This window comes from Micromonospora sp. NPDC050187 (assembly GCF_044459745.1).
Lineage (GTDB): Bacteria > Actinomycetota > Actinomycetes > Mycobacteriales > Micromonosporaceae > Micromonospora.
Genome location: NZ_JBITJH010000003.1, coordinates 399,229 through 422,930, shown reverse-complemented (window position 1 = coordinate 422,930; position 23,702 = coordinate 399,229). Strand labels below are relative to the sequence as shown.

The 23,702-nt window shown below is 73.2% G+C and carries 19 protein-coding genes and 1 pseudogene; 10 read left to right on the top strand and 10 right to left on the bottom strand.

The window, feature by feature from the left end; genetic code table 11:
- Positions 1-67: 67 nt before the first annotated feature.
- Together ACIBJE_RS07705 and ACIBJE_RS07700 are read right to left on the bottom strand one after the other, a co-directional pair.
- The gene (locus ACIBJE_RS07705; protein WP_396744458.1) at positions 68-709 is read right to left on the bottom strand and encodes a hypothetical protein; all 642 of its coding nucleotides are present in this window, start codon (positions 707-709) and stop codon (positions 68-70) included.
- Between the two features lie 39 nt (positions 710-748).
- Complete coding sequence (locus ACIBJE_RS07700; RefSeq protein WP_396744455.1) at positions 749-1,204, bottom strand: SRPBCC family protein; 456 nt, start codon at positions 1,202-1,204, stop codon at positions 749-751.
- Positions 1,205-1,357: 153 nt separating this feature from the next.
- Between ACIBJE_RS07700 and ACIBJE_RS07695 the strand changes: the two genes are divergently transcribed.
- The 5 genes from ACIBJE_RS07695 (at position 1,358) to ACIBJE_RS07675 (ending at position 8,356) form a co-directional block, all read left to right on the top strand.
- The gene (locus ACIBJE_RS07695; protein WP_396744452.1) at positions 1,358-3,169 is read left to right on the top strand and encodes an AMP-dependent synthetase/ligase; all 1,812 of its coding nucleotides are present in this window, start codon (positions 1,358-1,360) and stop codon (positions 3,167-3,169) included.
- 14 nt (positions 3,170-3,183) lie between these two features.
- Entirely contained in the window at positions 3,184-4,884 is a 1,701-nt protein-coding gene (locus ACIBJE_RS07690) for a GAF domain-containing sensor histidine kinase (protein ID WP_396744449.1), read from the top strand.
- Positions 4,885-4,891: 7 nt separating this feature from the next.
- A complete protein-coding gene (locus ACIBJE_RS07685) occupies positions 4,892-5,560 on the top strand; it encodes a response regulator transcription factor (RefSeq protein ID WP_030337723.1) in 669 nt (222 codons plus the stop codon).
- Between the two features lie 188 nt (positions 5,561-5,748).
- Positions 5,749-6,555 carry an SAM-dependent methyltransferase gene (locus ACIBJE_RS07680; RefSeq protein ID WP_396744447.1) on the top strand — a complete coding sequence of 269 codons (807 nt, stop codon included), beginning with the start codon at positions 5,749-5,751 and terminating at the stop codon, positions 6,553-6,555.
- 88 nt (positions 6,556-6,643) lie between these two features.
- Entirely contained in the window at positions 6,644-8,356 is a 1,713-nt protein-coding gene (locus ACIBJE_RS07675; protein ID WP_396744444.1) for a putative bifunctional diguanylate cyclase/phosphodiesterase, read from the top strand.
- An 87-nt stretch (positions 8,357-8,443) separates the two neighbouring features.
- On the opposite strand, the gene ACIBJE_RS07670 is transcribed toward ACIBJE_RS07675, so the two are convergent.
- From ACIBJE_RS07670 to ACIBJE_RS07660, 3 genes are all read right to left on the bottom strand, one after another.
- Complete coding sequence (locus ACIBJE_RS07670; RefSeq protein WP_396744441.1) at positions 8,444-9,568, bottom strand: glycosyltransferase family 4 protein; 1,125 nt, start codon at positions 9,566-9,568, stop codon at positions 8,444-8,446.
- Positions 9,565-10,824, bottom strand: a complete 1,260-nt coding sequence (locus ACIBJE_RS07665) for a M48 family metallopeptidase (RefSeq protein ID WP_396744439.1) — start codon at positions 10,822-10,824, stop codon at positions 9,565-9,567. Before ACIBJE_RS07665 ends, ACIBJE_RS07670 begins: the two co-directional genes overlap by 4 nt.
- 215 nt (positions 10,825-11,039) lie before the next feature.
- Entirely contained in the window at positions 11,040-12,509 is a 1,470-nt protein-coding gene (locus ACIBJE_RS07660; RefSeq protein ID WP_396744436.1) for an NYN domain-containing protein, read from the bottom strand.
- Positions 12,510-12,637: 128 nt separating this feature from the next.
- Between ACIBJE_RS07660 and ACIBJE_RS07655 the strand changes: the two genes are divergently transcribed.
- The 5 genes and pseudogenes from ACIBJE_RS07655 to ACIBJE_RS07635 all read left to right on the top strand — a co-directional run bounded on the left by ACIBJE_RS07655 (position 12,638) and on the right by ACIBJE_RS07635 (position 18,351).
- Positions 12,638-14,392: a DEDD exonuclease domain-containing protein gene (locus tag ACIBJE_RS07655; protein WP_396744430.1), complete on the top strand. Its 1,755-nt coding sequence runs from the start codon at positions 12,638-12,640 to the stop codon at positions 14,390-14,392.
- 128 nt (positions 14,393-14,520) lie between these two features.
- Positions 14,521-16,305 carry a RelA/SpoT family protein gene (locus ACIBJE_RS07650; protein WP_396744599.1) on the top strand — a complete coding sequence of 595 codons (1,785 nt, stop codon included), beginning with the start codon at positions 14,521-14,523 and terminating at the stop codon, positions 16,303-16,305.
- A 56-nt stretch (positions 16,306-16,361) separates the two neighbouring features.
- Positions 16,362-16,880 (top strand): annotated as a pseudogene (locus ACIBJE_RS07645) (NUDIX hydrolase); the annotation flags it as partial.
- 89 nt (positions 16,881-16,969) lie between these two features.
- A complete protein-coding gene (locus ACIBJE_RS07640) occupies positions 16,970-17,821 on the top strand; it encodes an NDP-sugar synthase (protein ID WP_396744427.1) in 852 nt (283 codons plus the stop codon).
- A 242-nt stretch (positions 17,822-18,063) separates the two neighbouring features.
- The gene (locus ACIBJE_RS07635; RefSeq protein WP_088982823.1) at positions 18,064-18,351 is read left to right on the top strand and encodes an Lrp/AsnC family transcriptional regulator; all 288 of its coding nucleotides are present in this window, start codon (positions 18,064-18,066) and stop codon (positions 18,349-18,351) included.
- A 127-nt stretch (positions 18,352-18,478) separates the two neighbouring features.
- Here the strand turns inward: ACIBJE_RS07635 and ACIBJE_RS07630 are convergent, their stop codons facing one another.
- The 5 genes from ACIBJE_RS07630 to ACIBJE_RS07610 all read right to left on the bottom strand — a co-directional run bounded on the left by ACIBJE_RS07630 (position 18,479) and on the right by ACIBJE_RS07610 (position 23,615).
- Positions 18,479-19,192, bottom strand: a complete 714-nt coding sequence (locus ACIBJE_RS07630) for a DUF4142 domain-containing protein (RefSeq protein WP_396744423.1) — start codon at positions 19,190-19,192, stop codon at positions 18,479-18,481.
- 153 nt (positions 19,193-19,345) lie between these two features.
- The gene (locus tag ACIBJE_RS07625; RefSeq protein WP_396744420.1) at positions 19,346-20,971 is read right to left on the bottom strand and encodes a cytochrome bc complex cytochrome b subunit; all 1,626 of its coding nucleotides are present in this window, start codon (positions 20,969-20,971) and stop codon (positions 19,346-19,348) included.
- Positions 20,968-22,047 (bottom strand): ubiquinol-cytochrome c reductase iron-sulfur subunit, encoded by a 1,080-nt coding sequence (locus ACIBJE_RS07620; RefSeq protein ID WP_396744417.1) that lies wholly within the window; start codon positions 22,045-22,047, stop codon positions 20,968-20,970. Before ACIBJE_RS07620 ends, ACIBJE_RS07625 begins: the two co-directional genes overlap by 4 nt.
- Positions 22,048-22,114: 67 nt before the next feature.
- Positions 22,115-22,951, bottom strand: coding sequence for a cytochrome c (locus tag ACIBJE_RS07615; protein ID WP_358040665.1), 837 nt, complete (start codon positions 22,949-22,951; stop codon positions 22,115-22,117).
- A 64-nt stretch (positions 22,952-23,015) separates the two neighbouring features.
- Entirely contained in the window at positions 23,016-23,615 is a 600-nt protein-coding gene (locus tag ACIBJE_RS07610) for a heme-copper oxidase subunit III (RefSeq protein WP_396744414.1), read from the bottom strand.
- Between the last annotated feature and the right edge of the window lie 87 nt (positions 23,616-23,702).

Below are 23,702 nucleotides of genomic sequence, written 5' to 3'. Positions count from 1 at the left end.
CTGCCACTCCCCTCTGCTGTGCCGCCCGGCGCCGCCGGCCGGTGGCCGAGGGTCGGGATGTCGTGGGTCAGGCCCCGTCGCCTGGTGGCTCCCCGTCCGCACCGTCGGGCACCCGCGCTGCGGGCACCACGGGACCCACGGTCGGGGCTCGCGCCGGGTCCGGCCCGGCGGCGTCGACGGGCGGGGCGGCGCCGGACGGGCTCGCCGCGTCCTCCGCGCGGGTCGCGGCGGACCAGACGTCCCGCGCGGGCGCCGGCTGAGAATCATGCCCGGTACGGGTGGCCTCGCGCCACACCTGATCATCATCGGCCGGGGTCGGCCCGGGGGTCGTGGTCGCCGTGGACTCGGGGGCGAACGCCCTGAGCAGGCTGGCGACGCCGGCCGCCAGGTCGCCCGCGCCGGTGGCCAGGCGTTCGGCGAACTCGGGGCTGGGGTCGCGCAGGGCACGCATGGCCCGACAGATCGGACAGACGTCACATTCGGCCGCACCGGTGGCGAAGCCGTGCGGAGCGCGGGCCCCGGTGGTCCCGCCCGGTACGCCCCCGGCCCCGGGACGCTGACTGTGACCGAGGACACCGGCGAGCATCCCACCGAGCGGACCCCACGACCCGGTCGGCGTACCGGCCGCCGCCAGTCGCGCGGTGGCCAGCACGGTGGCCACCAACCGCTCCGCCTCCTCCCGGGCCGAACCCGGATCGGTACCTCCCACGTTCGGCTCCTCTACCCCGGCGACACCACGCCGGTCGGTTCAGCGGGTCGCACCGGATGCTTCTACCCGGTGCTTCAACTGCTTCAACGCCGTATCCATGATCATTCTTTCGGCCTTGCGGCGGAACATCCCGAGCATGCCCACGGAGAGCTCCACCTCCAGGGTGTAGGTCACCGTGGAGGTGCCGTCCGGGTTGCCGAGGACGTCGTACGAGCCACGCTGGGCGCGCTGCATCCGGGACGGGGCCACCAGGTGCCACTCGATCCGGGAGAGGTCCTCGGCGTACTCGTACGCCAGCACGTACTCGTCGGCCATGACCTGGGCGTCGATGGTGAACCGGACCTGGCTGGCGTAGCCGTCCTCGTACTCCTCGACCACCTCGACCCGGCGCACCGCCTCGGTCCACTCGGGGTAACGGGCGAAGTCACAGATGACCGCGACCACCCGGTCCGGGGGCGCGTCGATAGTGATCGACTGGGTGGAGGAGTCCGCCATGGGGGGAGGCTACCCGGCTGGGCCGGACCCCGTCCCGGTCCACCCCCGCGAACCCGGCCCACCTGGTGACCGGCGGTTGCGGGTAGGTTTCGACGAGGCCGTCCGTCTTCGCCGACGGCCCGGCCCGACCGTCCGCGAGCACGAGGAGTGCAGGTGCGCGAGTTCTCCGTCCCGCCGATCGTCACCGTCGGCGACGCGGCCAACCTCACCGACCCGGTCTGGGCGAACGCCGACGCCGCACCGGACGCGGTGCAGTTCGCCCGCCCGGTGCCGGCGGCCGACGGGACGGGCCGGACCTGGACGGACGTGACCTGCCGGCAGTTCCGTGACGAGGTGGTCGCGGTGGCCCGGGGCCTGGTCGCGGCCGGGATCACCCGTGGCTCCCGGGTCGGGCTGATGAGCCGCACCCGCTACGAGTGGACCCTGTTCGACTACGCGATCTGGGCGGCCGGCGCGGTGACCGTGCCGATCTACGAGACCTCCAGCGCCGAGCAGGCCGCCTGGATCCTGGCCGACTCCGGAGCGGTCGCCTGCGTGGTGGAGACCACCGCGCACGCCACCCTGGTCGCCGGGGTCTCCGACCGGCTGCCCGAACTCGACCGGGTCTGGCAGATCGACCTCGGGGCGGTGGACGAGCTGGTCACCCTGGGCGCGCCGGTCGACCCCCGGGAGATCGAACGGCTCCGCAAGGAGGTCCGCGCCGACGACGTCGCCACCATCATCTACACCAGCGGCACCACCGGCCGTCCCAAGGGCTGCGTGCTCACCCACCGCAACATGTACGCCGACATCGCCAACGCCGTCCCGGTGCTGCCGAACCTGTTCAACGCCGGCGCGTCGACCCTGCTCTTCCTGCCCCTGGCGCACGCCTTCGCCCGGCTCGTCCAGATCGGCGTGGTGCACGCCCGGGCCACCATGGCGCACTGCGCCGACACCACGGACCTGGTCGCGGAGTTGCAGGAGTTCCGCCCGAGCTTCGTGCTCTCGGTGCCCCGGGTCTTCGAGAAGGTCTACAACGGCGCCCGGCAGAAGGCCCAGGCCGAGGGGAAGGGCCGGATCTTCGACCGGGCCGAGGCGGTGGCGATCGCCTGGAGCGAGGCACAGGACCGGCCGGGCGGCCCGGGGCTGGGGCTGCGGGCGCAGCACGCGCTCTTCGACCGGCTGGTCTACCGGAAGCTGCGCGCCGCGCTCGGCGGTCGCTGCCGGGACGCCATCTCCGGCGGCGCCCCGCTCGGCGCCCGGCTCGGGCACTTCTTCCGCGGCGTCGGGGTGACGATCCTGGAGGGCTACGGCCTGACCGAGACCTCCCCGGCCGCCGCCGCCAACCTGCCCGACGCCACCCGGATCGGCTCGGTCGGGCGGCCCTTGCCCGGGGTCACCGTCCGCGTCGCCGACGACGGCGAGATCCTCATCGCCGGTGACCTGGTGTTCCAGGGGTACTGGCGCAACGACGAGGCGACCGCCGAGGTGCTCGCCGACGGCTGGTTCCGCAGCGGCGACCTGGGCCGGCTCGACGCCGACGGCTTCCTCAGCATCACCGGCCGCAAGAAGGAGATCATCGTGACCGCGGGCGGCAAGAACGTCGCCCCCGCGGTGCTGGAGGACCAGGTGCGCGCGCACCCGCTGGTCAGCCAGTGCGTGGTGGTCGGTGACCGGCAGCCGTTCATCGCCGCGCTGGTCACCGTCGACGAGGAGGCACTGCCGAAATGGCGGGACGCGGCCGGCCTGCCGGCCACCGCCACCGTCGACGAGCTGCGGGGGCACGAGGCGCTGCGGGCCGAGATCCAGGGTGCGGTCGACGCGGCCAACCGGACCGTTTCGAAGGCCGAGGCGATCAAGGTGTTCCGGATCCTGCCGCGCGACTTCACCGAGGCCACCGGCGAATTGACCCCGTCGCTCAAGGTGAAACGGAACGTCGTGCACGAGACGTACGCGGCCGAGATCGCCGACATCTACGCCCGCTGACTACGATCCGTCACGTGTCCGCCTCCACACCCACCCGGCCCCGGCCGCACCCGCTGGCCGTCACCGCCCGCGTGGTCATGCTCGCGCTGGTCGCCGTCCTGACCCTGATCGCCACCCGGGAGGTCGACCAGCTCTGGTGGATCGCCCTGCTGGCCCTGGCCGGCGTGCCGGCACTGCTCGCCCCGAGCGACCGGCTCCTCAACCCGCTCAGTCGCGCCGCCGAGGTGGTGGTGCTGGGCCTGGCCGCCAGCCAGGTGGCCGCGGTGGCCACCATCGGCGGCCCGATCGGTGGGCTCGGCGCCTCGGCGGTCCTGCCCTACCTGGCCGTGCCGGTCACCGTGACCGCGCTGCGGCGCCAGTTCCGCGAGGGCGCGACGCTGCTCGCGGTCACCGCGGCCACCCTGCTGCTCAGCGGGGCGTTGACGCAGGTCGGCGGGGAACGCCAGCTCGGCCAGCTCGGGTACCTCGCGGTCTGCGCCCAGTGGCTGCTGCTGGCCGGGCTCGGCCTCTACGCCGCCAGCACCCTGCACCGGGTGATGGCGGTCCGCACCGAGGTCAAACCCCAGCCCCAGCCGTACGCCGAGGCGACCCGGCTGCTGACCCAGCTGCGCGGCGTCGCCCGGCAGCTCCCCGGCGCCACCCTGGACCCGGGCGGCATCTCCGAGCACCTGCTGGAGGAGCTGCGCACGGTCACCCGGGCGGACCGGGCCGCGGTGCTCTCCGCCAGCGGCGGCGGCCGGCTCGTGGTGCTCGCCCAGGTCGGCGTGGACCGGGTGGACTGGGAGACCACGCTCGACGCCGACTCGGCGATCGCCGACGCCTGGGCCAGCCAGCAGCCGCAGACCGCCAACCGGTCGCAGGCCCGCTCGCACCGGGGCGGGGACGTCTCCGCGCTGATCGTGCCGCTGGTCGCCGGGGTCCGGACGGTGGGCCTGGTGGCGCTGGAGGCGGACGTGGCGCAGGCGTACCCGGCCCCGGTGGTGGAGAAGGTGACCGCGCTGACCCGCCCGGCGGCGTTGCGGCTGGAGGCGGCGCTCCTCTTCGACGAGGTGCGCTCGCTGGCCACCAACGAGGAGCGGCAACGCCTGGCCCGGGAGATCCACGACGGGGTCGCCCAGGAGCTGGTGATGGTCGGCTACGGCATCGACAACGCCCTGGCCACCGTGCACGACGACACCGAGGAGACCGCCGAGAGCCTGCGCACGCTGCGCGGTGAGGTGACCCGGGTGATCCAGGAGCTGCGGCTGAGCCTGTTCGAGCTGCGCAGCGAGGTGGACCGGCACGGCGGGCTGGCCGCCGCGATCGCCGAGTACGCCCGGACCGTCGGCGCCTCCGGCGGGCTGCGGGTGCACCTGTCGCTGGACGAGTCGACCGCCCGGCTGCCCGCCGCCACCGAGGCCGAGTTGCTGCGCATCGCCCAGGAGGCGGTGACCAACGCCCGCAAGCACGCCGGGGCGGCCAACCTCTGGGTCACCTGCGAGGTGGACCCCCCGTACGCGCAGATCGAAGTGTCGGATGACGGTCAGGGAATCGCCGACCAGCGTCCGGACGGCCGGTACGGCCTTGCGATCATGGCGGAGAGGGCGGAACGTATCCGGGGCCGACTGGAGATTCGTCCACGGCAACCGAGCGGCACGACGGTGGCGGTGGTTCTCGGCACCTCGCCCCGACGCGATAACGTGCGCGGTAGCGCGACCGCAGGAGAAGGGGAGTAACCCGAGGATGACCACCAGTCCGATACCGGCCACCCGTACCAAGGTCCTCCTTGTGGACGATCATGACCTGATCCGCAAGGGTCTGCGGCACGCCTTCGAGCGGGACCGCCAGTTCGAGGTGGTCGGCGAGGCCGCCACCGCCGCCGAGGGGGTCCGGCAGGCCGGCGCGCTCCAGCCCGACGTGGTGATCATGGATCTCCGCCTGCCCGACGGCAGCGGTCTGGAGGCGACCCGGGCGCTGCGCAAGTCCAGCGCCTCCATGGGCATCGTGGTGCTCACCATGTACGCCGGTGACGACCAGCTCTTCGGGGCCCTGGAGGCCGGGGCGAGCGCCTTCGTGCCGAAGACCGCGCCGGCCGACGAGGTGGTGGCCGCCGCCCGGCACGCCGCCTCCTCCCCCAGCGCCTTCACCGCCGCCGACCTGGCCGAGGCGATGAAGCGCCGGCTCGCCCCGTCCGGTCCGCAGCTCTCGCCCCGGGAGGGCCAGGTGCTGCGGCTGCTGGCCGACGGGATGAGCGTCGCCGGCATCGCCAAGCAGCTCTTCGTCAGCGAGTCCACGGCGAAGACGCACATCTCGAAGCTCTACGAGAAGCTCGGTGCCGCCAACCGCGCCCAGGCCCTGATGACCGCCCTGCGGCTGGGCCTGCTGGAGGCCCCGGACGCGCCGAAGTTCTGACGTCGCCCGTCGACCGGGAGGTCCGCGTCCACCCGAGGTGGTGGACGCGGGCCTCCCGCTCGCTTCCGGGGCGGGTTGGACATGAAGCCGATTTGACGCGCTCTGGTCACTCGGGCGGTGAACGGGCAGAATACCCGGGTGGCCCACGGGGGCGACCGTTGTCGTGTACGTGTCAAAAGGGGTAGGGCATGCGGCCGGACTGGGCACCCGACACCATCGACGTCGAGCGCCCGAGCGTCGCCCGCATGTACGACTACTACCTCGGTGGTTCGCACAACTTCGCCGCCGACCGGGCCGCCGCCGGGGCGATGATGGCCGCCGTCCCGGAGGCACCGCTGATGGCCCAGGCCAACCGGGCGTTCATGCGGCGGGCCGTGCACTTCCTGGCCGAGGCGGGCGTGCGGCAGTTCCTCGACATCGGTTCGGGCATCCCGACCGTCGGCAACGTGCACGAGGTCGCACAGCGGGTCGCGCCGGACTCCCGGGTGGTGTACGTCGACGTCGATCCGGTGGCGGTCGCCCACAGCCGGGAGATCCTCAGCAGCAACGACCAGGCCGTCGTCTTCCAGGAGGACCTGCGCCGGCCGGAGCGGATCCTGGAGCATCCCGACCTGCACGATCTGCTCGACCTCGCCGAGCCGGTCGCCCTGATGATCGTCGCCGTGCTGCACTTCGTGGCGGACGACGACCGGCCGACGGAGGTCCTGCGTACCCTCCGGGACGCCCTCCCCCCGGGCAGCTTCCTGGTCCTCTCCCAGGCCAGCGACATCGGCCAGTACGGCGACGCGCGGGCCGACGCGGAGCGGGTCTACCGCAAGACGGACAACCCGCTCTTCCTCCGTGACCGCGCCGAGCTGACCGCGTTCTTCGACGGTTTCGAGCTGGTCGAACCGGGTCTGGTGTGGGTGCCGGCGTGGCGGCCGGAGTTCCCCGAGCACGCCGAGGACGCCGCCCGGTCCGGCTTCCTGGGCGGGGTGGGGCGGCTCGGTGGATGAGCCGACCCCGGCGACGGGGTCCCGTCCGTGTCCCGGCTCCTTCGCCCGTGCCTGGGCCAGGGCGGTCTCCGGCACGAGCTACCTGCCGATGACGCAGGAGCAGCTGGAGGTCTTCCTCCAGGGGCTCACCGACCGGCTCGCCGACGCGATGCGCGCCGAGCCCTTCGAGCCACGGGTCGGGCACCAGGTGGGGATCGAACTGGTGGCCGCGCACATCGCCTCGGCCGAGGGGCTCGGCCGCACCATCGAGATCATTCAGCTCCGGCTGCTGCACGACCTCGGGCTGGTCGCCGACGACGCCGAGGACCGGCTGGCCCGGCTGCTGGCGACCGTCGCCACCGGTTACGCCCGCGCGCTGCGGGACCGGACGCTCGACGCCCAGGAGTCGCTGCGCCGGGCCGCCATGATGGCCCGGGCACAGGCCGAGCGGGCGCTCCGGGAGAGCGAGGCGCGGTTCCGGCACCAGGCCACCCACGACCCGCTGACCGGCCTGCCGAACCGCACCCTGTTCACCGAGCGTCTGGCGGCGGCGATCGACCGGCCGGGCCGCGACGGCCAGCGGGTCGGGCTCTGCTTCCTCGACCTGGACCGCTTCAAGGTCGTCAACGACACGCTCGGCCACCAGGTCGGCGACTCGCTGCTGGTCTCGGTGGGCCGGCGGCTGCACGAGGCGGTCGGTGACCATCTGGTGGCCCGGCTCGGTGGTGACGAGTTCGTGATCCTGGTGGAGCGGACCACCGGCACCGAGGACGTGGTCCGGGTCGCCGAGGCGGCGTTGCACGCGATCAACCGGCCCGCCCTGGTGGACGGGCACGAGCTGGCCGTCTCGGCCAGCATCGGCATCGTCGAACGTCCGGTCGCCGGCACCACCCCGAGCGACTTGATGCGGGCCGCCGACAGCACGCTGCACTGGGCGAAGGGGGCCGGCGGGGCCCGCTGGGAACTCTTCGACATCGACCGCAACCAGCAGGAGCTGGCCCGGTACGCGCTCTCCGCCGCCATCCCGGCCGCGCTCGAGCGGGGCGAGTTCTACCTGGACTACCAGCCCCTGACCTCGCTGCGCGACGGCAGCGTGGTCGGGGCGGAGGCGCTGGTCCGGTGGCGTCACCCCGAGTTGGGCGAGCTGCGGCCGGACCGCTTCATCGGGCTGGCCGAGGAGACCGGCCTGATCGTGCCGCTCGGCGGCTGGGTGCTCGCCGACGCGGCCCGGGAGGCGGAGGGCTGGCCGGCCGGCGGCCGGCCGCGCGCGCCGTTCGTCAGCGTCAACCTGGCCGTCCGCCAGGTGCACGGTCCGGGCCTGGTGCGGCAGGTGCGGGACCTGCTGGAAAACACCGGCCTGCCGCCGGAACGGCTCCAGCTGGAGATCACCGAGAGCGCCATGATGAGCACCACCGGGGAGCCGGTACGCGCGCTGCGGACGCTGGCCGACGCCGGCGTCCGGATCGCCATCGACGACTTCGGCACCGGGTACTCCAACCTGGCCTACCTGCGCGACCTGCCGGTGACCGAGCTGAAGGTGGCCGGGAACTTCGTCACCGGGCTGCGGGACTCCCCGACCGACCCGGCGAGCCGCACCGACGAGCGGATCCTCGCCTCCCTGGTGTCGTTGGCGCACGCGCTGGACCTCACCGTCACCGCCGAGGGGGTGGAGACGGCCGCCCAGGCCGAACGCCTACGGGCGATCGGGTGCGACGCGGCCCAGGGCTGGCACTTCGGCCGGCCGGGCCCCTCCGGGCAGATCCTCGACCTGCTGCACCGGGAACGGCAGACCACGCCGACCGTCATCGCCGCACCCCGCTGAGGCGCACCCCGCTGAGGCGCACCCCGCTGAGGCGCAACCCGGCCGGACCCGCCGCTCGGGAGCAGCCGGCGGGGGCCGACCCGGCGGTCAGCCGGCGAGCAGGGCGGCCAGGCGCTGGGCCTGGGTCTCCCAGCGCCACTCCCGCTCGACCCAGGCCCGCCCCGCCGCACCGAACTGGCGGGCCAGGTCCCGGTCGGCGAGCAGGGTCGCCACCCGGTCGGCGAGCTGCGCCACGTCCCGCCCGCGCACCACGTACCCGGTCTCGCCCTCGCGGACCGCGTCCGGCGCGCCGCCGGAGTCCCCGGCCACCACGGGCAGGCCGGTGGCGGACGCCTCCAGGTAGACGATGCCCAGCCCCTCCACGTCCAGCCCCCGGTTGCGGGTGCGACAGGGCATCGCGTACACGTCACCGGCGGCGTAGTGGGCGGGCAGCTCGGCGGCGGGGACGGTGCCGGTGAAGACCACGTCCCGCTCCACCCCCGTCTGGCGGGCGAGCTTCTCCAGGGTGCCCCGGTACGGCCCGCCGCCGACCACCAGCAGCGCGGCGTCCGGCACCCGGCGGCGGATCTCCGGCAGGGCCCGGATGAGGGTGTCCTGCCCCTTGCGCGGCACCAACCGGGAGACGCAGACCACCACCGGCCGGTCGGTCAGGCCCAGCCGCATCCGGACCGCCTCCCCGTCGACGTCCGGGTGGTACGCGTCGACGTCCACCCCGGGTGCCAGGCGCCGCAGGTCGGTGAGCCCGTGCAGGACCCGTTCGAGCCGGACCCGGGTGTAGTCGCCGAGATAGGTGACCACGTCCGCGCCCCGGCCGATGCGGCGCAGGGCCGTCCGGGCGACCGGCAACGCGGCCCAGCCGACCTCGTGCCCGTGGGTCAGGGCCAGCACCCGGCGGATCCCGGCCCGGCGGCGCAGCCCCGCAGCGAGCAGCCCGAGCGGGGCCGCCGCCCCGAACCAGACGGTGTCGCAGTCGTACCGCCGGGCCAGCGCGGCGGCCCGGCGGGCGACCAGCGGGGTGGGCAGCAGCACGCGGGTGCGTTCCCGGACCACCTCGAACGGCTGGTCGGCGTCGAACTTCTCGGCGTCCCGCCAGGTCGACGCGTAGACCACCACCGAACCGGCGGGCTGGTGCAGCGCCAGGTTGTGGACGAAGGACTGGATGCCACCGGGCCGGGGCGGGAAGTCGTTCGTGATCAGCAGCGTGCGGTTCATCGGCCGGTCTCCCTGGCATATGCGCGGGCAGCGGCCATCCGCTCCACGGTGGACGGGTGCGACGCGGAGTAGAGGTACTCCCAGCGGGGCGGATCGGGGTCGGCGAGGTTGGCTCCGGCCAGCCGGCGCTGCATCGCCTCGAACGTCACCGGGTCGCCGGTGAGCGCCATCGCGTGCGCGTCGGCCCGGACCTCGACCCGGCGGGACAGCATCGCCTGGACCGGTGTGCTCACCACCCCGACCAGGGTGACCAGCGCGAGCACCAGCGGAAACGCCCGGGGGTCCCGGATCGAGTCGACCCCGGCCAGGCGCAGCAGCCCGCCCCACGAGCCGACCAGGTAGAGGGCGACCACCGCCGCCGCCGCGCCGAGCGCGCCGGTCACCGTGCCGACCAGCACGTCCCGGTGCTTGGCATGGGACAGCTCGTGGGCGACCACACTGGTCACCTCCTGCGGGGTCGCCTCCCGCAGCAGGGTGTCGTAGACGACGATCCGGCGGGTCGGGCCGAAGCCGGAGACGTAGGCGTTGACCGCGCGGGTGCGTCGGGAGGCGTCGGCGACCAGCACGTCGCGGACCGGCACGCCGTCCCGGGCGGCCAGGTCCATCACCTCGGTGCGCAGTGGGCCGGGCTCCATCGGGGTGAACCGGTTGAAGACCGGTTCGACCAGCACCGGCAGGACGAAGGAGAGGAGCAGCACCAGCCCGGCCGCGCCGGCCGCCCCGAACGCCCACCACCAGCGCGGGGCGAGCCGGAGCACGGTGTAGAAGCCGAGCAGCGCCACCGCGCCGACGACCGCGCTGAGCGCGTACGACTTGAGCAGGTCGACCGTCCAGCCGCCCCAGCCGTTGGTGCTCATCCCGTACCGGGTGAGGACCGCCTGCCGCCAGGCGGCGAACGGAAGGGTGACCAGGTCGGCGACGAGCACCACGGCGAGCCCGCCGGCCAGCGCCTGGGCGGTCCAGTGCCCGCCGAAGGGGCGCCCGGCCAGCTCGACCAGGCGCGCGCCCAGCGGGGTGAGCCCGAGCAGGAGCGCCACCAGCAACCCGACGGTCAGGGCGGCCCAGCCGCCGGGACGCAGCGCGGCGCGGAAGTCACGGGCCCGCTCCACCTGGTCGGCGGGGAGGTCCCGCAGGGCGGCGAGCTGGTCGGCGCGGGGCGCGGGCGGGCGGCTCCACGGGACGAGCAGCGCCACGGTGAGCAGGCCGGCGGTGACCAGGACGGCGAGGGTGAGCACCGCCCAGCCACGTGGGCTCACCGGCGCACCCCGCCGAGGCCGCGTACCCGAACCATGCCGTCTCCCTCTCGCCGTGACCGCCCATCCTAGGGCCCGGCCGGAGCGGGCGGAGATCTCGGTGGAAAGTGGGCCGGACGGGTCGATCCGGCCAGGGGCCGCCGACGCGACACGACCATCCGGACACCGTCGGTGACCCGGACGCTACGCCCGGGGTGCGACAGGTCCGCGCCGGTCGCTCAGGAGCGGGCCAGCCGACGCAGCAGCGCGTCCGCGCCGAGGGGGTAGGCACCGTGCCGGCGGACGCCGTCGGCGACCTCCCGGTCGGAGGAGACCACCACCACCGGACGCCCCGGCGGCTCGGCCCGGACCAGTCGGCGGATCAGCTCGTCGGCGGTCTCCCCCTTGCGGGAGAAGAGCACCCGCACCCCGCGCGGCGTCGGGGGCAGCCCGTGCATCCGCTCCGCGCCGTCGAAGACCACGGTCACCTCGTCCCCGGTCTGCGCGGCGATCCCGCCCAGGCCGGTGATCAGCCGCTTGCGCTGCTGTTCCAGGGACATCTCGCCGAAACCGCGCTTGGTCACGTTGTAGCCGTCCACCACCAGGTGCGCCTTGGGCAGGGCGAGCAGCTGGTCCAGCCGGGCCGGGTCGTCGGTGTCCCGGGCCCGGGCGGACGGACCGGTCGGGGCAGCGGTCGGCTGGTCGGCGAAGGCGTCGGCGACGAAGTCGGCGGGGAGCCGGTCCACCGGGTCCAGCGCCAGTTCCCGGCGCAGGCCGACGGCCGCCTGGCCGATCGTCTCCAGCAGCAGCCAGAGCTTCGCGTCGTCGACCGACCGGGCCTCCTTGGCGCTGGCCCGGGCGACCCCGGCGACGGCCTCCGCCTCGGCCAGCCGGTTCCGGACCCGGCGCAGCTCGGCGTCGGCGTCCGCGGCGGCCCGGGTGGCCCGGCCGCGTTCGGTGGCGAGCAGCTCGTTGGCCCGGCGTTCCCGGGTCTGGGTCTCGCGCAGCGTACGGGTCAGCATCCGGTGCTCCTCGCGGAGCTGGCCCAGCTCGTCGCGGACCCGGGCCAGCTCGTCGCGGAGCTTCTCCGCCTCCACCCGGGCCACGGCCCGGTCGTGTTCGGCCCGGGTGGCCCGCTGTTCGGCCTCGCGGACCAGTTCGGCGACGACCGCGCTGTCCGCCTCGGCACGCACCGCCGCGCCGCTGGCGTCGACCAGGTCACGCCAGCCCGTCGGCCGGGCGAGGTACGCCAGCGCGGCCACCTCGACCGGATCGGCGGCGGCCGGGGCCGTCCCCTCGACGACGGCGGCACCGAGGTCGCCGGCGTCGGCGAGCACCCGGGCGGTGACCCGCTGCCGGAACAGCGGATCAGCGGTGAGCTGGGCGGCGATGGCCGGTGCGCCGAGCCGGGCACGGCGGTTGGGGGCGAACTTGGCCACCCGGCGCAGCGGCACGGGAACCTCGTCGGCCGGCAGGCCGGGCAGCACCGCCGCGGTGAGCGCGACGATCCGCTGCCGGACCGGCTCGGGCAGCACCGGCTCGGGTTCGGGCCCCTCCGGCCCGGTCGCCGGGTCCTTAACCGCCGGTGCGGGGCTTCCCGCCTCCGGCGTGGGCGCAGCCGTGTGCTCGCCACCACCGATGGCGTCGACCCCCGTGGCGACCGCCCCCGGGTCGGGGGTCAGGTCGTCGTACGGCTCGGTGAGGGGCATGTGGCAAGTCTCCCACCGCGAGCGGGCCCACCGCCCGGTGAGTGAGCCGATCTCTCATCCTAGTCGCGTGGTAACGCCCGGGGCACGTGTTGCGGGAGTGTCGGACCGGGGCACTACCGTGCCGAGGCGTGACCGCAGGGGAATACGTGCAGGAGACGCTGGCCGGGCTGGGTCCGGCCGGCGAGGGGATGGATCCCGATCTCCCGCTGCACGCGGTGACCTTCGTCGTGGTCGACCTGGAGACCACCGGCGGCGCGCCGGACGGCGGTGGGATCACCGAGATCGGCGCGGTGAAGGTCCGTGGCGGCGAGGAGCTGGGCGTGCTCGGCACACTCGTCAACCCCGGGCAGCCGATTCCCCCGTTCATCACCGTCCTCACCGGCATCACCGAGGCGATGCTGCTGCCGGCGCCCCCGATCGAGGCGGTGCTGCCGAGCTTCCTCGAGTTCCTCGCCGACGCGGTGCTGGTCGCCCACAACGCTCCGTACGATGTCGGGTTCCTCAAGGCCGCCTGCGCGAAGCACGGCCACCGCTGGCCCAACCCCCGGGTGCTCGACACCGCCGCGCTCGCCCGGCGGGTGCTCACCCGGGACGAGGTGCCCAACCGCAAGCTGGGCACGCTGGCCGCGTACTTCCGCACCGCCACCCAGCCGAACCACCGGGCGCTGGACGACGCCCGGGCGACGGTGGACGTGCTGCACGGGCTGATCGGCCGGCTCGGCGGGCACCGGGTGCACACCCTCGGCGAGGCGATCGAGTTCGCCCGGGCGGTCACCCCCACCCAGCGCCGCAAGCGCTACCTCGCCGACGGGCTGCCCAAGGCCCCCGGGGTCTACATCTTCCGGGCCGCCGACGACCGGCCGCTCTACGTCGGCACCTCCGGCGACATCGCCACCCGGGTGCGCAGCTACTTCACCGCCGCCGAGAAGCGGGCCCGGATGTCGGAGATGCTGGCCGCCGCCGAGCGGGTGGAGGCGGTCGAGTGCGCCCATCCCCTGGAGGCCGAGGTGCGCGAGCTGCGGCTGATCGCCGCGCACGCCCCGCCGTACAACCGGCGGTCGAAGTTCCCCGAGCGGATGCTGTGGCTCAAGCTCACCGACGGGCCGTACCCACGCCTGTCGGTGGTCCGGGAGATCGGCCCGGCCGACGTGGCCTACCTGGGGCCGTTCGGCTCCCGCCGGGCGGCGGAGCTGGCGGCGGCGGGGTTCCACGACGCGCTGCCGCTGCGCCAGTGCACCCACCGGCTCTCGCTGCGCACGGTGACGCCGGCCTGCGCGCTGGCCGAGCTGGGTCGCTGCCCGGCGCCCTGCGAGCACCGCATCACCCCCGAGGAGTACGACCACCGCGCGGCGGCGCCGTTCCGCTCCGCCACCGCCGCCGACCCGCAGCCGGTGGTGGACGCGCTGCTGGCCCGGATCGACACGCTCGCCGGGGCCCAGCGGTACGAGGAGGCGGCGGTGGTCCGCTCGCGGCTGGCGGCGGTGCTCCGGGCGACCGTACGCATGCAGCGGCTGGCCGGGCTGACCCGGATCGCCGAGCTGGCCGCCGCCCACCCCGCACCCGGCGGCGGCTGGGAGCTGGCCCTGGTGCGGCACGGCCGGCTCGCCGGAGCCGGGGTCTCCCCGCCTGACGTCCACCCGCGACCGACGTTGGATGTGATCCGCGCCACTGCCGAGACGGTGCCACCCGGGCACGGCCCGGTCCCCGCGGCCACCGCCGAGGAGACCGAGCGCATCCTGTCCTGGTTGGAGCGACCGGAGACCAGGCTGGTGCAGTCCTCCGCCGGTTGGTCCTCTCCGGTGGCCGGTGCGGCCCGGTTCCGGGCCCTGCTGGCGAAGGCGGATCAGGCGGTGTCGGTCCAACTCTCGACCGAACGCCCATGAGCAAGTAACCGATCGGATGACGTCACCTCACATAGGCTGTTGGAGAAGTGCAGTCCTGCCCGATTCGTGGGCCTGCTCCCGGTTGCCGGATCCGGCGACCGTGGGGCCGGGGTGAGGAGGTGTCCCAGGTGGACGTCGACGCCGGACACGGCGCCGCCCTGGGGGGCGCCCTTCCCACACCCGCCGCCGAGCTGCCGCTGGCCCGCCGACTGCGGTCCCTGCTCTCCTGGCCGACCACCGACAACGACCCGGTCAACCCGCTGGTCCGGGCACACCGCGGCATCCACCCCAGCGCCGACACGGCGGTGCTGCGCAAGGCGTACTCGATCGCGGAGAACATGCACCGCGGCCAGTTCCGCAAGAGCGGCGAGCCGTACATCACCCACCCGTTGGCCGTCGCGGAGATCTGCGCCGACCTCGGCATGGACACCACCACGCTGGTCGCCGCGCTGTTGCACGACACCGTGGAGGACACCCGCTACACCCTCCAGGCGCTCGCCGAGGACTTCGGTCCCGAGGTGGCGCACCTGGTCGACGGGGTGACCAAGTTCGACAAGGCGTTCTACGGCAAGGCCGCCGAGGCGGAGACCACCCGCAAGATGATCATCGCGGCCGGCAAGGACGTCCGGGTGCTCATCATCAAGCTGGCCGACCGGCTGCACAACATGCGCACCCTCGGCGTCCGCTCGGCGGCGTCCCGCAACCGGATCGCCACCAAGACCCTCGACGTGCTGGTGCCGCTCTGCGACCGGCTGGGCATCCAGGCCCTCAAACGGGAGCTGGACGACGTGGTGCTGCTGCACCTCCAGCCGGAGGAGCACACCCGCATCCAGCGCCACCTGCACGACCGGCCGGGCTGGGACGCGTACCTGCGCGAGGTGGTCGCCCGGACCCGGGTGGCACTGCGCCGCAGCAAGGTGGACGCCACGGTCGCCCCCCGCCCGCGTCACCTGTACTCGATCTGGAAGGACACCGTGGCCCGAGGCCACAGCGTCCCGTTCGACCTGCCCCGGATCGCGATCGTGGTGGACGGCCCGGCCACCGACTGTTACGCGGCGCTCGGCGCGGTGCACGGGCTCTGGCGGCCGGTGCCGGGCCGGTTCAAGGACTTCATCGCCTCCCCGAAGAACAACCTCTACCGCTCGCTGCACACCACGGTGCGCGGCCCGCAGGACCGCACGGTCGAGGTGCTGATCCGCACCGAGGAGATGCACCGCCTGGCCGAGTACGGCGTCGCCGCCGACTTCCGCTTCCCCCGCACCGACGGGACGGCGGTGCGCGCCCGCCAGCTGGACTGGCTGCGCCGGGTGCTCGACTGGGAGCAGGACGCCCCCGACCCGAACCAGTTCCTCCACTCGCTGCGCTGCGACCTCGCCGAGGCCCAGATCCAGGTCTTCGCCGAGGGGCGCCAGATCGTGCTGCCGGCCGGTGCCACGCCGGTCGACCTCGCGTACGAGCTGGGCACCGAACGGGGTGACCGATGTCTCGCCGCGAAGATCAACGGCCGGCTCGCGCCGCTGTCGTCCGAACTCGACGAGGGCGACGTGGTGGAGATCTTCACCGAGACCGACGACCACGGCTTCGACGCGCTGGCCGCTCCCCGGGGGCCCCGCCGCGAGTGGCTCGACTTCGTCAAGTCGCCGCACGCCCAGATGCAGATCAACCGGTGGTTCGCCGAGCACACCGAACCCGGCATCTCGATCGCCGACAAGGTCCGCCTGGGCCGGGCCACCATCGGGCTGGCGCTGCGCCGGCACGACCGGGGCCTGGCCAGCGACCTGCCGCTGCTGCGGCTCTCCGAGGAGCTCGGCTACCCCGACCTGGAGACGATGCTGGTCGCCGTCTTCGACCGGGTGCTCGACCCGGACACCGTGGTCACGCAGCTCATCGACCTGGTCGACCACCGACAGTGAGGGGTTCCCCTCCCCCGGTGGTCCGACCGGCCCGCCCGGGCCACTAACCTGGGGTCATGATCCCCCGCTCCCGAGCGGTCGTTCGGGCCGTCGTCTACCGGACCTTCTACCGCCTGCCGGTCTCCCTGCGCCGTCGGCTGGTCCGGCTGGCCGTGCCGAAGTACATCGTCGGCGCGGTCACCCTGGTCCGGGACGCCGAGGCGGAGGGCGCGGGTCGGCTGCTGCTGCTGCGCCAGCCCCCCGGCCACAGTTGGACCCTCCCCGCCGGACTGCTGCGCAAGGGCGAGGCCCCGGTGGTGGGCGCGGCCCGCGAGCTGGCCGAGGAGTCCGGGATCCGGCTCTCCCCCGAGCAGTTGCGCCCCGCCGTGCCGAACGCCGTGGTCCACGCCCTCGGCTGGGTGGACGTGGTGTTCGAGGCGGAGGTGCCGGCGTCGAGGACCGAGCTGGTGGTCGACGGCGCGGAGGTCTTCGAGGCCGCCTGGCACCCGCTGGACGACCTGCCCCGGCTGAGCCGGGCCACCGCCCGGCTGCTCGGGTACTACGGCATCGGTCCACTGGCCGGGCAGGTCCCGCCCGACGGCCAGCGCCCGCCGGAGGCACAGGAACCGCCGGAGGGACAGCGTCCGCAGGAGGGACAGGAGCAGCCGGACGGGCGGCCGGCGGCGTGACCACCGCCGGAGAGATCTGCGCGGTGGTCCTCGCCGCCGGGGAGGGCACCCGGCTGCGCCCGCTGACCGAACGCGTACCCAAGGCGCTCTGCCCGGTGGGCAACGTCCCGCTGCTGGACCGGGCCCTGGCCCGGGTGGCCGGCCTCGGCCTGACCGGCCCGGACACGGTGGCGGTGAACGCCTGCTACCTCGGCGGGCAGGTGGTCGACCGGGTCGGCTCCCGCGCCCACCTCTCGGTCGAGCCGGGCGACCCACTCGGTACGGCCGGCGGGATCGGCAACCTGCGGGACTGGATCGCCGGCCGGGGCGTGCTGGTCGGCAACGCCGACGCCTACCTGGCCGACCCGGACATCGCACCCGGTCCGGACGTCGCCGCCCTGCTCGACGGCTGGGACGGTGAGACCGTCCGCCTGCTCGGCCAGCCGGCACCCGACCCCGGTGAGCCGGGCACCTTCAGCGGCCACCGGTTCATCGGCTTCTCCCTGCTGCCCTGGCGGCGGGTCCGCGACCTGCCGCCGACCTTCGGCGACCTGGTCCGGACCGTCTGGCGGCCGGCCGAGGCGGCCGGGGCGCTGGAGGTGGTGCCGTTCGCCGGCACCTTCTACGACACCGGCACCCCCGGCGACTACCTCGCCGCGAACCTGCACGCCGCAGGGGACGGCAACCTGGTCGACCCGGCCGCCACGGTGACCGGCGACTGCACGCAGTCGGTGGTCGGGGCGGGCGCGGTGGTGGCCGGCACGGTGGCCCGCTCGGTGGTCTGGCCCGGCGCGACCGTCCGCCCCGACGAGCGGTTGCACAGGGTGATCCGGGCCGGCGACGGCCTCACCGTCACCACCCCCCGCTGACCCGCCCGAGTCGCACGCGCCCACACCCGCCCGAGTCGCACGCGCTCGCTCACGCATGGCTGATGTGTGGCTGATGTGGTAGCAGGGGTCCCCTGTTACCGCTTTTTGCCGTGCAGGGGTCCCCTGCTACCACGCCAGCCCGGTGCGGTACGGGCGGCGGGATGTCGTCGTCCGGCTGGCGGAGTCCGGGAAGTCGCCAGCCACTAGCATGAGCCTGACGTCGACGAACGGAGAGATCGCCCGTGATCACCGCCATCGTGTTGATCGATTGCGCCACCGACGCGATCCCCGAGGTGGCCGAGGCGCTGGCCGCCCTGCCCGGGGTCAGCGAGGTCTACTCGGTGGCCGGTCACGTGGACCTCATCGCCATGGTCCGGGTACGCGAGTTCGAGCAGATCGCCCAGGTGATCGCTGGTCGCATCTCCAAGGTCCCCGGTGTGATCAACACCGAGTCGCACATCGCCTTCCGGGCGTACTCCCAGCACGACCTGGAGGAGGCGTTCGCGATCGGGCTGGCCAACGCCGACTGAGGCCGCTACCGGCCGGTTCGCTCGGTCGGGGTGGGGCACGGGCGCACCGGTACGCGGTGGGTATCGGATCTCCGGCGGACACACGTACGCCGGCCCACCCGGAGGTGGACCGGCGTACGTGCCGTGATCAGCTACCGGTCGGAGCCGGCGTCTCGGTGACGCCGCCCTGACCCGGGCCGGTGGTGCCGCCCGGAGCCGGCGTGGTGGCCGTACCACCCGGGGCGGGCGGTGAACCCGGCCCGGTCACCGACGGGGCCGGCGCGGGGGTCCCGCTACCACCCGGCCCCGGGGTGCCGCTGGCGCTGACCTGCGGCACCGGCACGCCCAGTTCCTCCGCCAGCGTCACCAACTCGTCGTAGTGCGCCTGGAGCACCGGCAGGGCGTCCTGGGCCAGCTGCACCACCGACTGCTCGGAGCCCTGCGAGATCTCCGTCTGGGTGGCCTGGATGGCCTGGACGTGCCCGGCCAGTTCGGCGGTCACCCACTGCCGGTCGAACTCGGCACCGTCGACGTTGTTCAGCTGGTCCACCACGGCCTGCTGGTCAGCAGTCGGCTCGGCCGGCAGGTCCACCCCGAGCTGCTGCGCCGTGTCCTGCACGGTCTGGTCGAGCTGGGTGTGGTCGGTCACGAACTTGGCGCCCAGATCCTTGACGCCCTGGTTCTGCCCCTTCTGCTGGGCCAGCTCACCGGTGACGATCTCGGCCAGGTTGACCTGGTGGATCGCCTGCAGGTACTGCCGGTCCTGGGTCGACGGCTGGGCCTGTGCCTCGGCTGCGGCGGCCGGCGCCAGCCCGACCAGCGTCAGGGCGGCCACCACCCCGAGCCGTTTGATACCCAACATGTTTCCTCCCCGTGGTCGTTGGACCGCACGGATACCCGGCTGGCCGGGTTTAACCCCCGACACCGCAGGGGCCCGACCGGACACGGGCGGAAACGGGCGTGGCGCCCGCCGGTGATCCGGCGGGCGCCACGGGTGCTGCGGTTGGGACGAGGATCAGTGGCGGCTCGGGCCGCTGCCGATCTCCTCCCGCTCCGGGCGGGCCTCCACGGGCGGGTGCCCCGGGGAGACCGGCGCCTCGACCGGCTTCTCGATCGGGTAGAAGAAGCCCTTGATGGCCGGGCCCAGCGCGCCGAGCCGGTTCATCTTCTTCGGCACCACCCAGCCGACGTACTCCAGCTCGCCGTGGCCGTGGCCGTCCACCGCGCTGAGCGGCTGGTGGACCTCCTCGAACCGGCCGTCCGGCAGCCGCCGGATGATGCCGGTCTCCACACCGTGCGCGAGGACCTCGCGGTCGTGCTGCTGGAGACCGAGGCAGATCCGGTACGTGACGTAGTACGCCAGCGGCGGCAGGATCAGCAGGCCGATCCGGCCGGCCCAGGTCATCGCGTTCAGGCTGATCAGGAACTTGTCCGCGATCACGTCGTTGGCGCCGGAGAGCGTCAGGACGAGGTAGAAGGCGATGGCCATCGCGCCGAGGCCGGTGCGGTGCGGGACGTCCCGGGGCCGCTGGAGCAGGTTGTGCGCCCGGTAGTCCTTGAGCTGGCGGGCCTCGACGAACGGATAGAACATCGACAGACCCACCAGGATGCCCGGTAGCACCACCGTCGGCCAGAACAGCGGTGGAATGACGTAGCCGTCGCCGATCGGGATGTTGATCTCCCAGGCGGGCATCAGTCGGGTCGAGCCGTCGAGGAACATGACGTACCAGTCCGGCTGGCTCGCCGCCGACACCACCCACGCCTCGTACGGGCCGAACAGCCAGATCGGGTTGATCTGGAACAGACCGCCCATCAGCGCGATGACGCCGAAGACGACCATGAAGAAGCCGCCCTGCTTGAGCGCGTAGCGCGGGAACATCCGCTCGCCGACCACGTTGTCGTTGGTCCGGCCGGGGCCGGGCCACTGGGTGTGCTTCTGCTTGAAGACCAGGCCGACGTGGGCGCCGATCAGCGCCACCAGCAGGCCGGGGATCAGCAGCACGTGGGCGATGTAGAACCGGCTGATGATGATGTCACCGGGGAACTCGCCACCGAAGATCGACGAGGTGACCCAGGAGCCGATCACCGGGATGGAGAGCATGATCGCCGAGGCGATCCGCAGACCGGTGCCGGAGAGGCCGTCGTCCGGGAGCGAGTAGCCGGTGAAGCCGGCCAGGAAGCCCACCCAGAAGAGCAGCGAGCCGATGATCCAGTTGGTCTCACGCGGCTTGCGGAACGCGCCGGTGAAGAAGACCCGGAGCATGTGCACCACGATCGCGGCCATGAACAGCAGGGCCGACCAGTGGTGCATCTGCCGCATGATCAGGCCGCCCCGGACGTCGAACGAGATGTCCAGGCTGGAGGCGTAGGCCGCGGACATCGGCGTGCCGCGCAGCGGCGCGTAGCTGCCGTTGTAGATGACCTCGGTGAGCGCGGGCTCGAAGAAGAAGGTCAGGAAGACACCGGTCAGCAGCAGGACGATGAACGAGAAGAGCGCGATCTCGCCCAGGAGGAAGGACCAGTGGTCGGGGAAGACCTTGTTGAGCACCCGGCGCAGCGGGGTCGACACAGCGAACCGGTCGTCAACTCCGGCAGCGGCCTTTCCCGGCACCGCTGCCATGTCAAACTTTCGGCGCTTCATGGCCGCTCCCAGAAGTCGGGCCCGACGGTCTCGGTGTAGTCGGACTTTGCCACGAAGAAGCCCTCGCCGTCCACCTCGATCGGCAGCTGCGGCAGGCGGCGGCTGGCCGGACCGAAGATGGGGCGGGCGTTGTCGGTGATCAGGAACTGCGACTGGTGGCAGGGGCAGAGCAGCCGGTTGGTCTGCTGCTCGTAGAGGCTGGCCGGGCAGCCCGCGTGCGTGCAGATCTTGGAGTACGCGGCGTAGTTGCCCCACATGTAGCCACCGTGGCCGACCCGCTCGTTGGCCTCCCGCGCCTCGACGGCGTCGGACTCCCGCAGGTGGATCAGCAGGGTCACCGAATCGGCGTGCTTGTTGCTCACCCCGTGCTCGATGCCCGGGAAGACGGTGATCTGACCACCGGCGCTGATGTCCGCCGGGCGGACCGGCCGGCCGTCCTCCCGGACCAGCCGGATCTTCTCGCCACCCTCGCCCGGCGTGAAGCCGGTGGTGAACATCTGGTTGTTCTCGTGCGGCTGCTTGATCAGACCACCGACCAGCGGCGCGGCGGCGACCGCACCGACCGGCGCGAGGCCGGCCAGCAGCGAGATGCCCAGCAGCGGGCGACGCTTCACGCCCAGCTCGTCGGCGACGAAGAGCATGGTCTGCCCGGTGATCTTGCGACCCTCCTGGTCCACCTCGCCCTCGTGCCGGTCCTGGATGGCGACCTCCTTGGGCAGCAGCTTCTTGCCCCAGGTGAGGATGCCGAAGCCGATGCCGAGCAGGGCCACGCCGAGCGTCAGGCCGAGCAGCGGGGTGTAGAGCTTGTCCCCGCCGTGGCCCGGCTCGTACTGCCAGGGCCACCAGATGTAGACGACCAGGAAGGCGGTCGCGGCGAGGCCGGTCAGCAGGAAGAAGGAGGCGACCAGGCGGGTGGTGCGGCGCTCGGCCTTGCTGCCCGGGACGAACTGCGGCTCGTAGTGGACGATCTCGATGTCGTCCCGGCGCAGCCCCTCCTGGACGACGTCGAACCGGGTCAGCTCCGGGTCGTCCAGGTCGATCGGCTCCCGAGCCGACTTCTCGGTGTGCGTGCTCATGCCGTCACCTCGCTACGGGCGGTGCCGAGCGCGGGCACCGCGGCGCTGAATCCAACGATTCGCTCGGTCACGACTTGCCCGCGATCCACAGGCTGGCGAAGACGAGCGCGACGATGCCGACCAGGAAGATGGCCACGCCCTCGGTGGAGGGACCGTAGCGGCCCAGGTTGAACCCACCCGGGTCCTGGTCGTTCTTCAGGGTCTCCTGGATGTAGGCGATGATGTCCGCCTTCTGCTCCGGGGTGATCTGGTTGTCGCCGAACACCGGCATGTTCTGCGGGCCGCTGAGCATCGCGGCGTAGATCTGCCGGTCCGTGGCGGGGTGGAGGCTCGGCGCGTACTTCCCGGAGGAGAGCGCACCGCCGCCACCGCCGAAGGCGTGGCACTGCGAGCAGTTGATCCGGAAGAGTTCACCACCGGTGGCGAGGTTGGCGTCCGCGCGTAGGTCGCCCTCGGGGACCTCCGGGCCGCCACCGAGCTCCTGGATGTACTGGGCGAGCTGGCGGGTCTGCTCGTCGGTGAAGACCGGAGTCTTCCGCTCCGCCTGGGCCTCCTGCCGGGCCATCGGCATCCGGCCCGAGCTGACCTGGAACTCGACCGAGGCGGCGCCGACACCGATGAGGCTCGGCCCGCGCCCCTCGACGCCCTGCGCGTTACGGCCGTGGCAGCTCACACAGCTCACGTCGAACAGCGCCTTGCCCTCGGCGGCGGCACCCGTGAGCGGCGGGTTGTCCTGCGCCTGGGCACCCGGGGCGAAGACGGCGTAGGCACCGCCGGCCAGCATGAGCGCGGCGATCAGCCGGACTGCGGCACCCAGCCGGCGGCGGCCCCTGCTGGGTGCCACGGACCGCTGGCGGCGCAGCCGCGCGAGCAGGCCGCGTCGGCGGTCGTTGTCAGAAGTCATGACCTGTGTCCTTAACCGGTTAGACCTTGTGTCTCGGGGACGGAGCGGCGCCGCGGCGCCAAGATCACTGAAGCCAGTAGATCATGGCGTAGAGCCCGATCCACACGACATCGACGAAGTGCCAGTAGTACGACACGACGATCGCCGACGTGGCCTGGGCCGGGGTGAACCGGCCCATGGTGGTGCGGATCATGAAGATGACGAAGGCCACCAGACCGCCGGCCACGTGCAGGCCGTGGAACCCGGTGGTCAGGTAGAACATGGACCCGTACCCGTCCGCGTTGATCTTGACGCCGTGGTGGATCAGCTCGCGGTACTCGTTGAGCTGGCCGAGGACGAAGATCAGGCCCATCACGAAGGTGATCGTGAACCAGCGCCGGAGCGCGTGCACGTCGCCCTTCTCCGCGGCGAACACGCCGAGCTGGCAGGTCACCGAAGACGCCACCAGGATCAGAGTGAAGGTCGTCGCGTACGGGATGTTCAGCACCTCGGTGTGCTTCTCCCACTGCTCCGGCGCCGCCGCGCGGATGGAGAAGTACATCGCGAACAGCGCCGCGAAGAACATGAGCTCGCTGGAGAGCCAGACGATCGTTCCGACACTGACCATGTTGGGTCGGGTCAGGGAATGGATCCGGCTCTTGTCAATGGCTGGGGCCGCAGTCACGCGGTCATTATTGCGCCCGATCAGGCCCGGCGAGCATCGGGGTGGCATAACGGTCGTTCCGGCGGGCCGACGGAGGGCGTCCGGTTC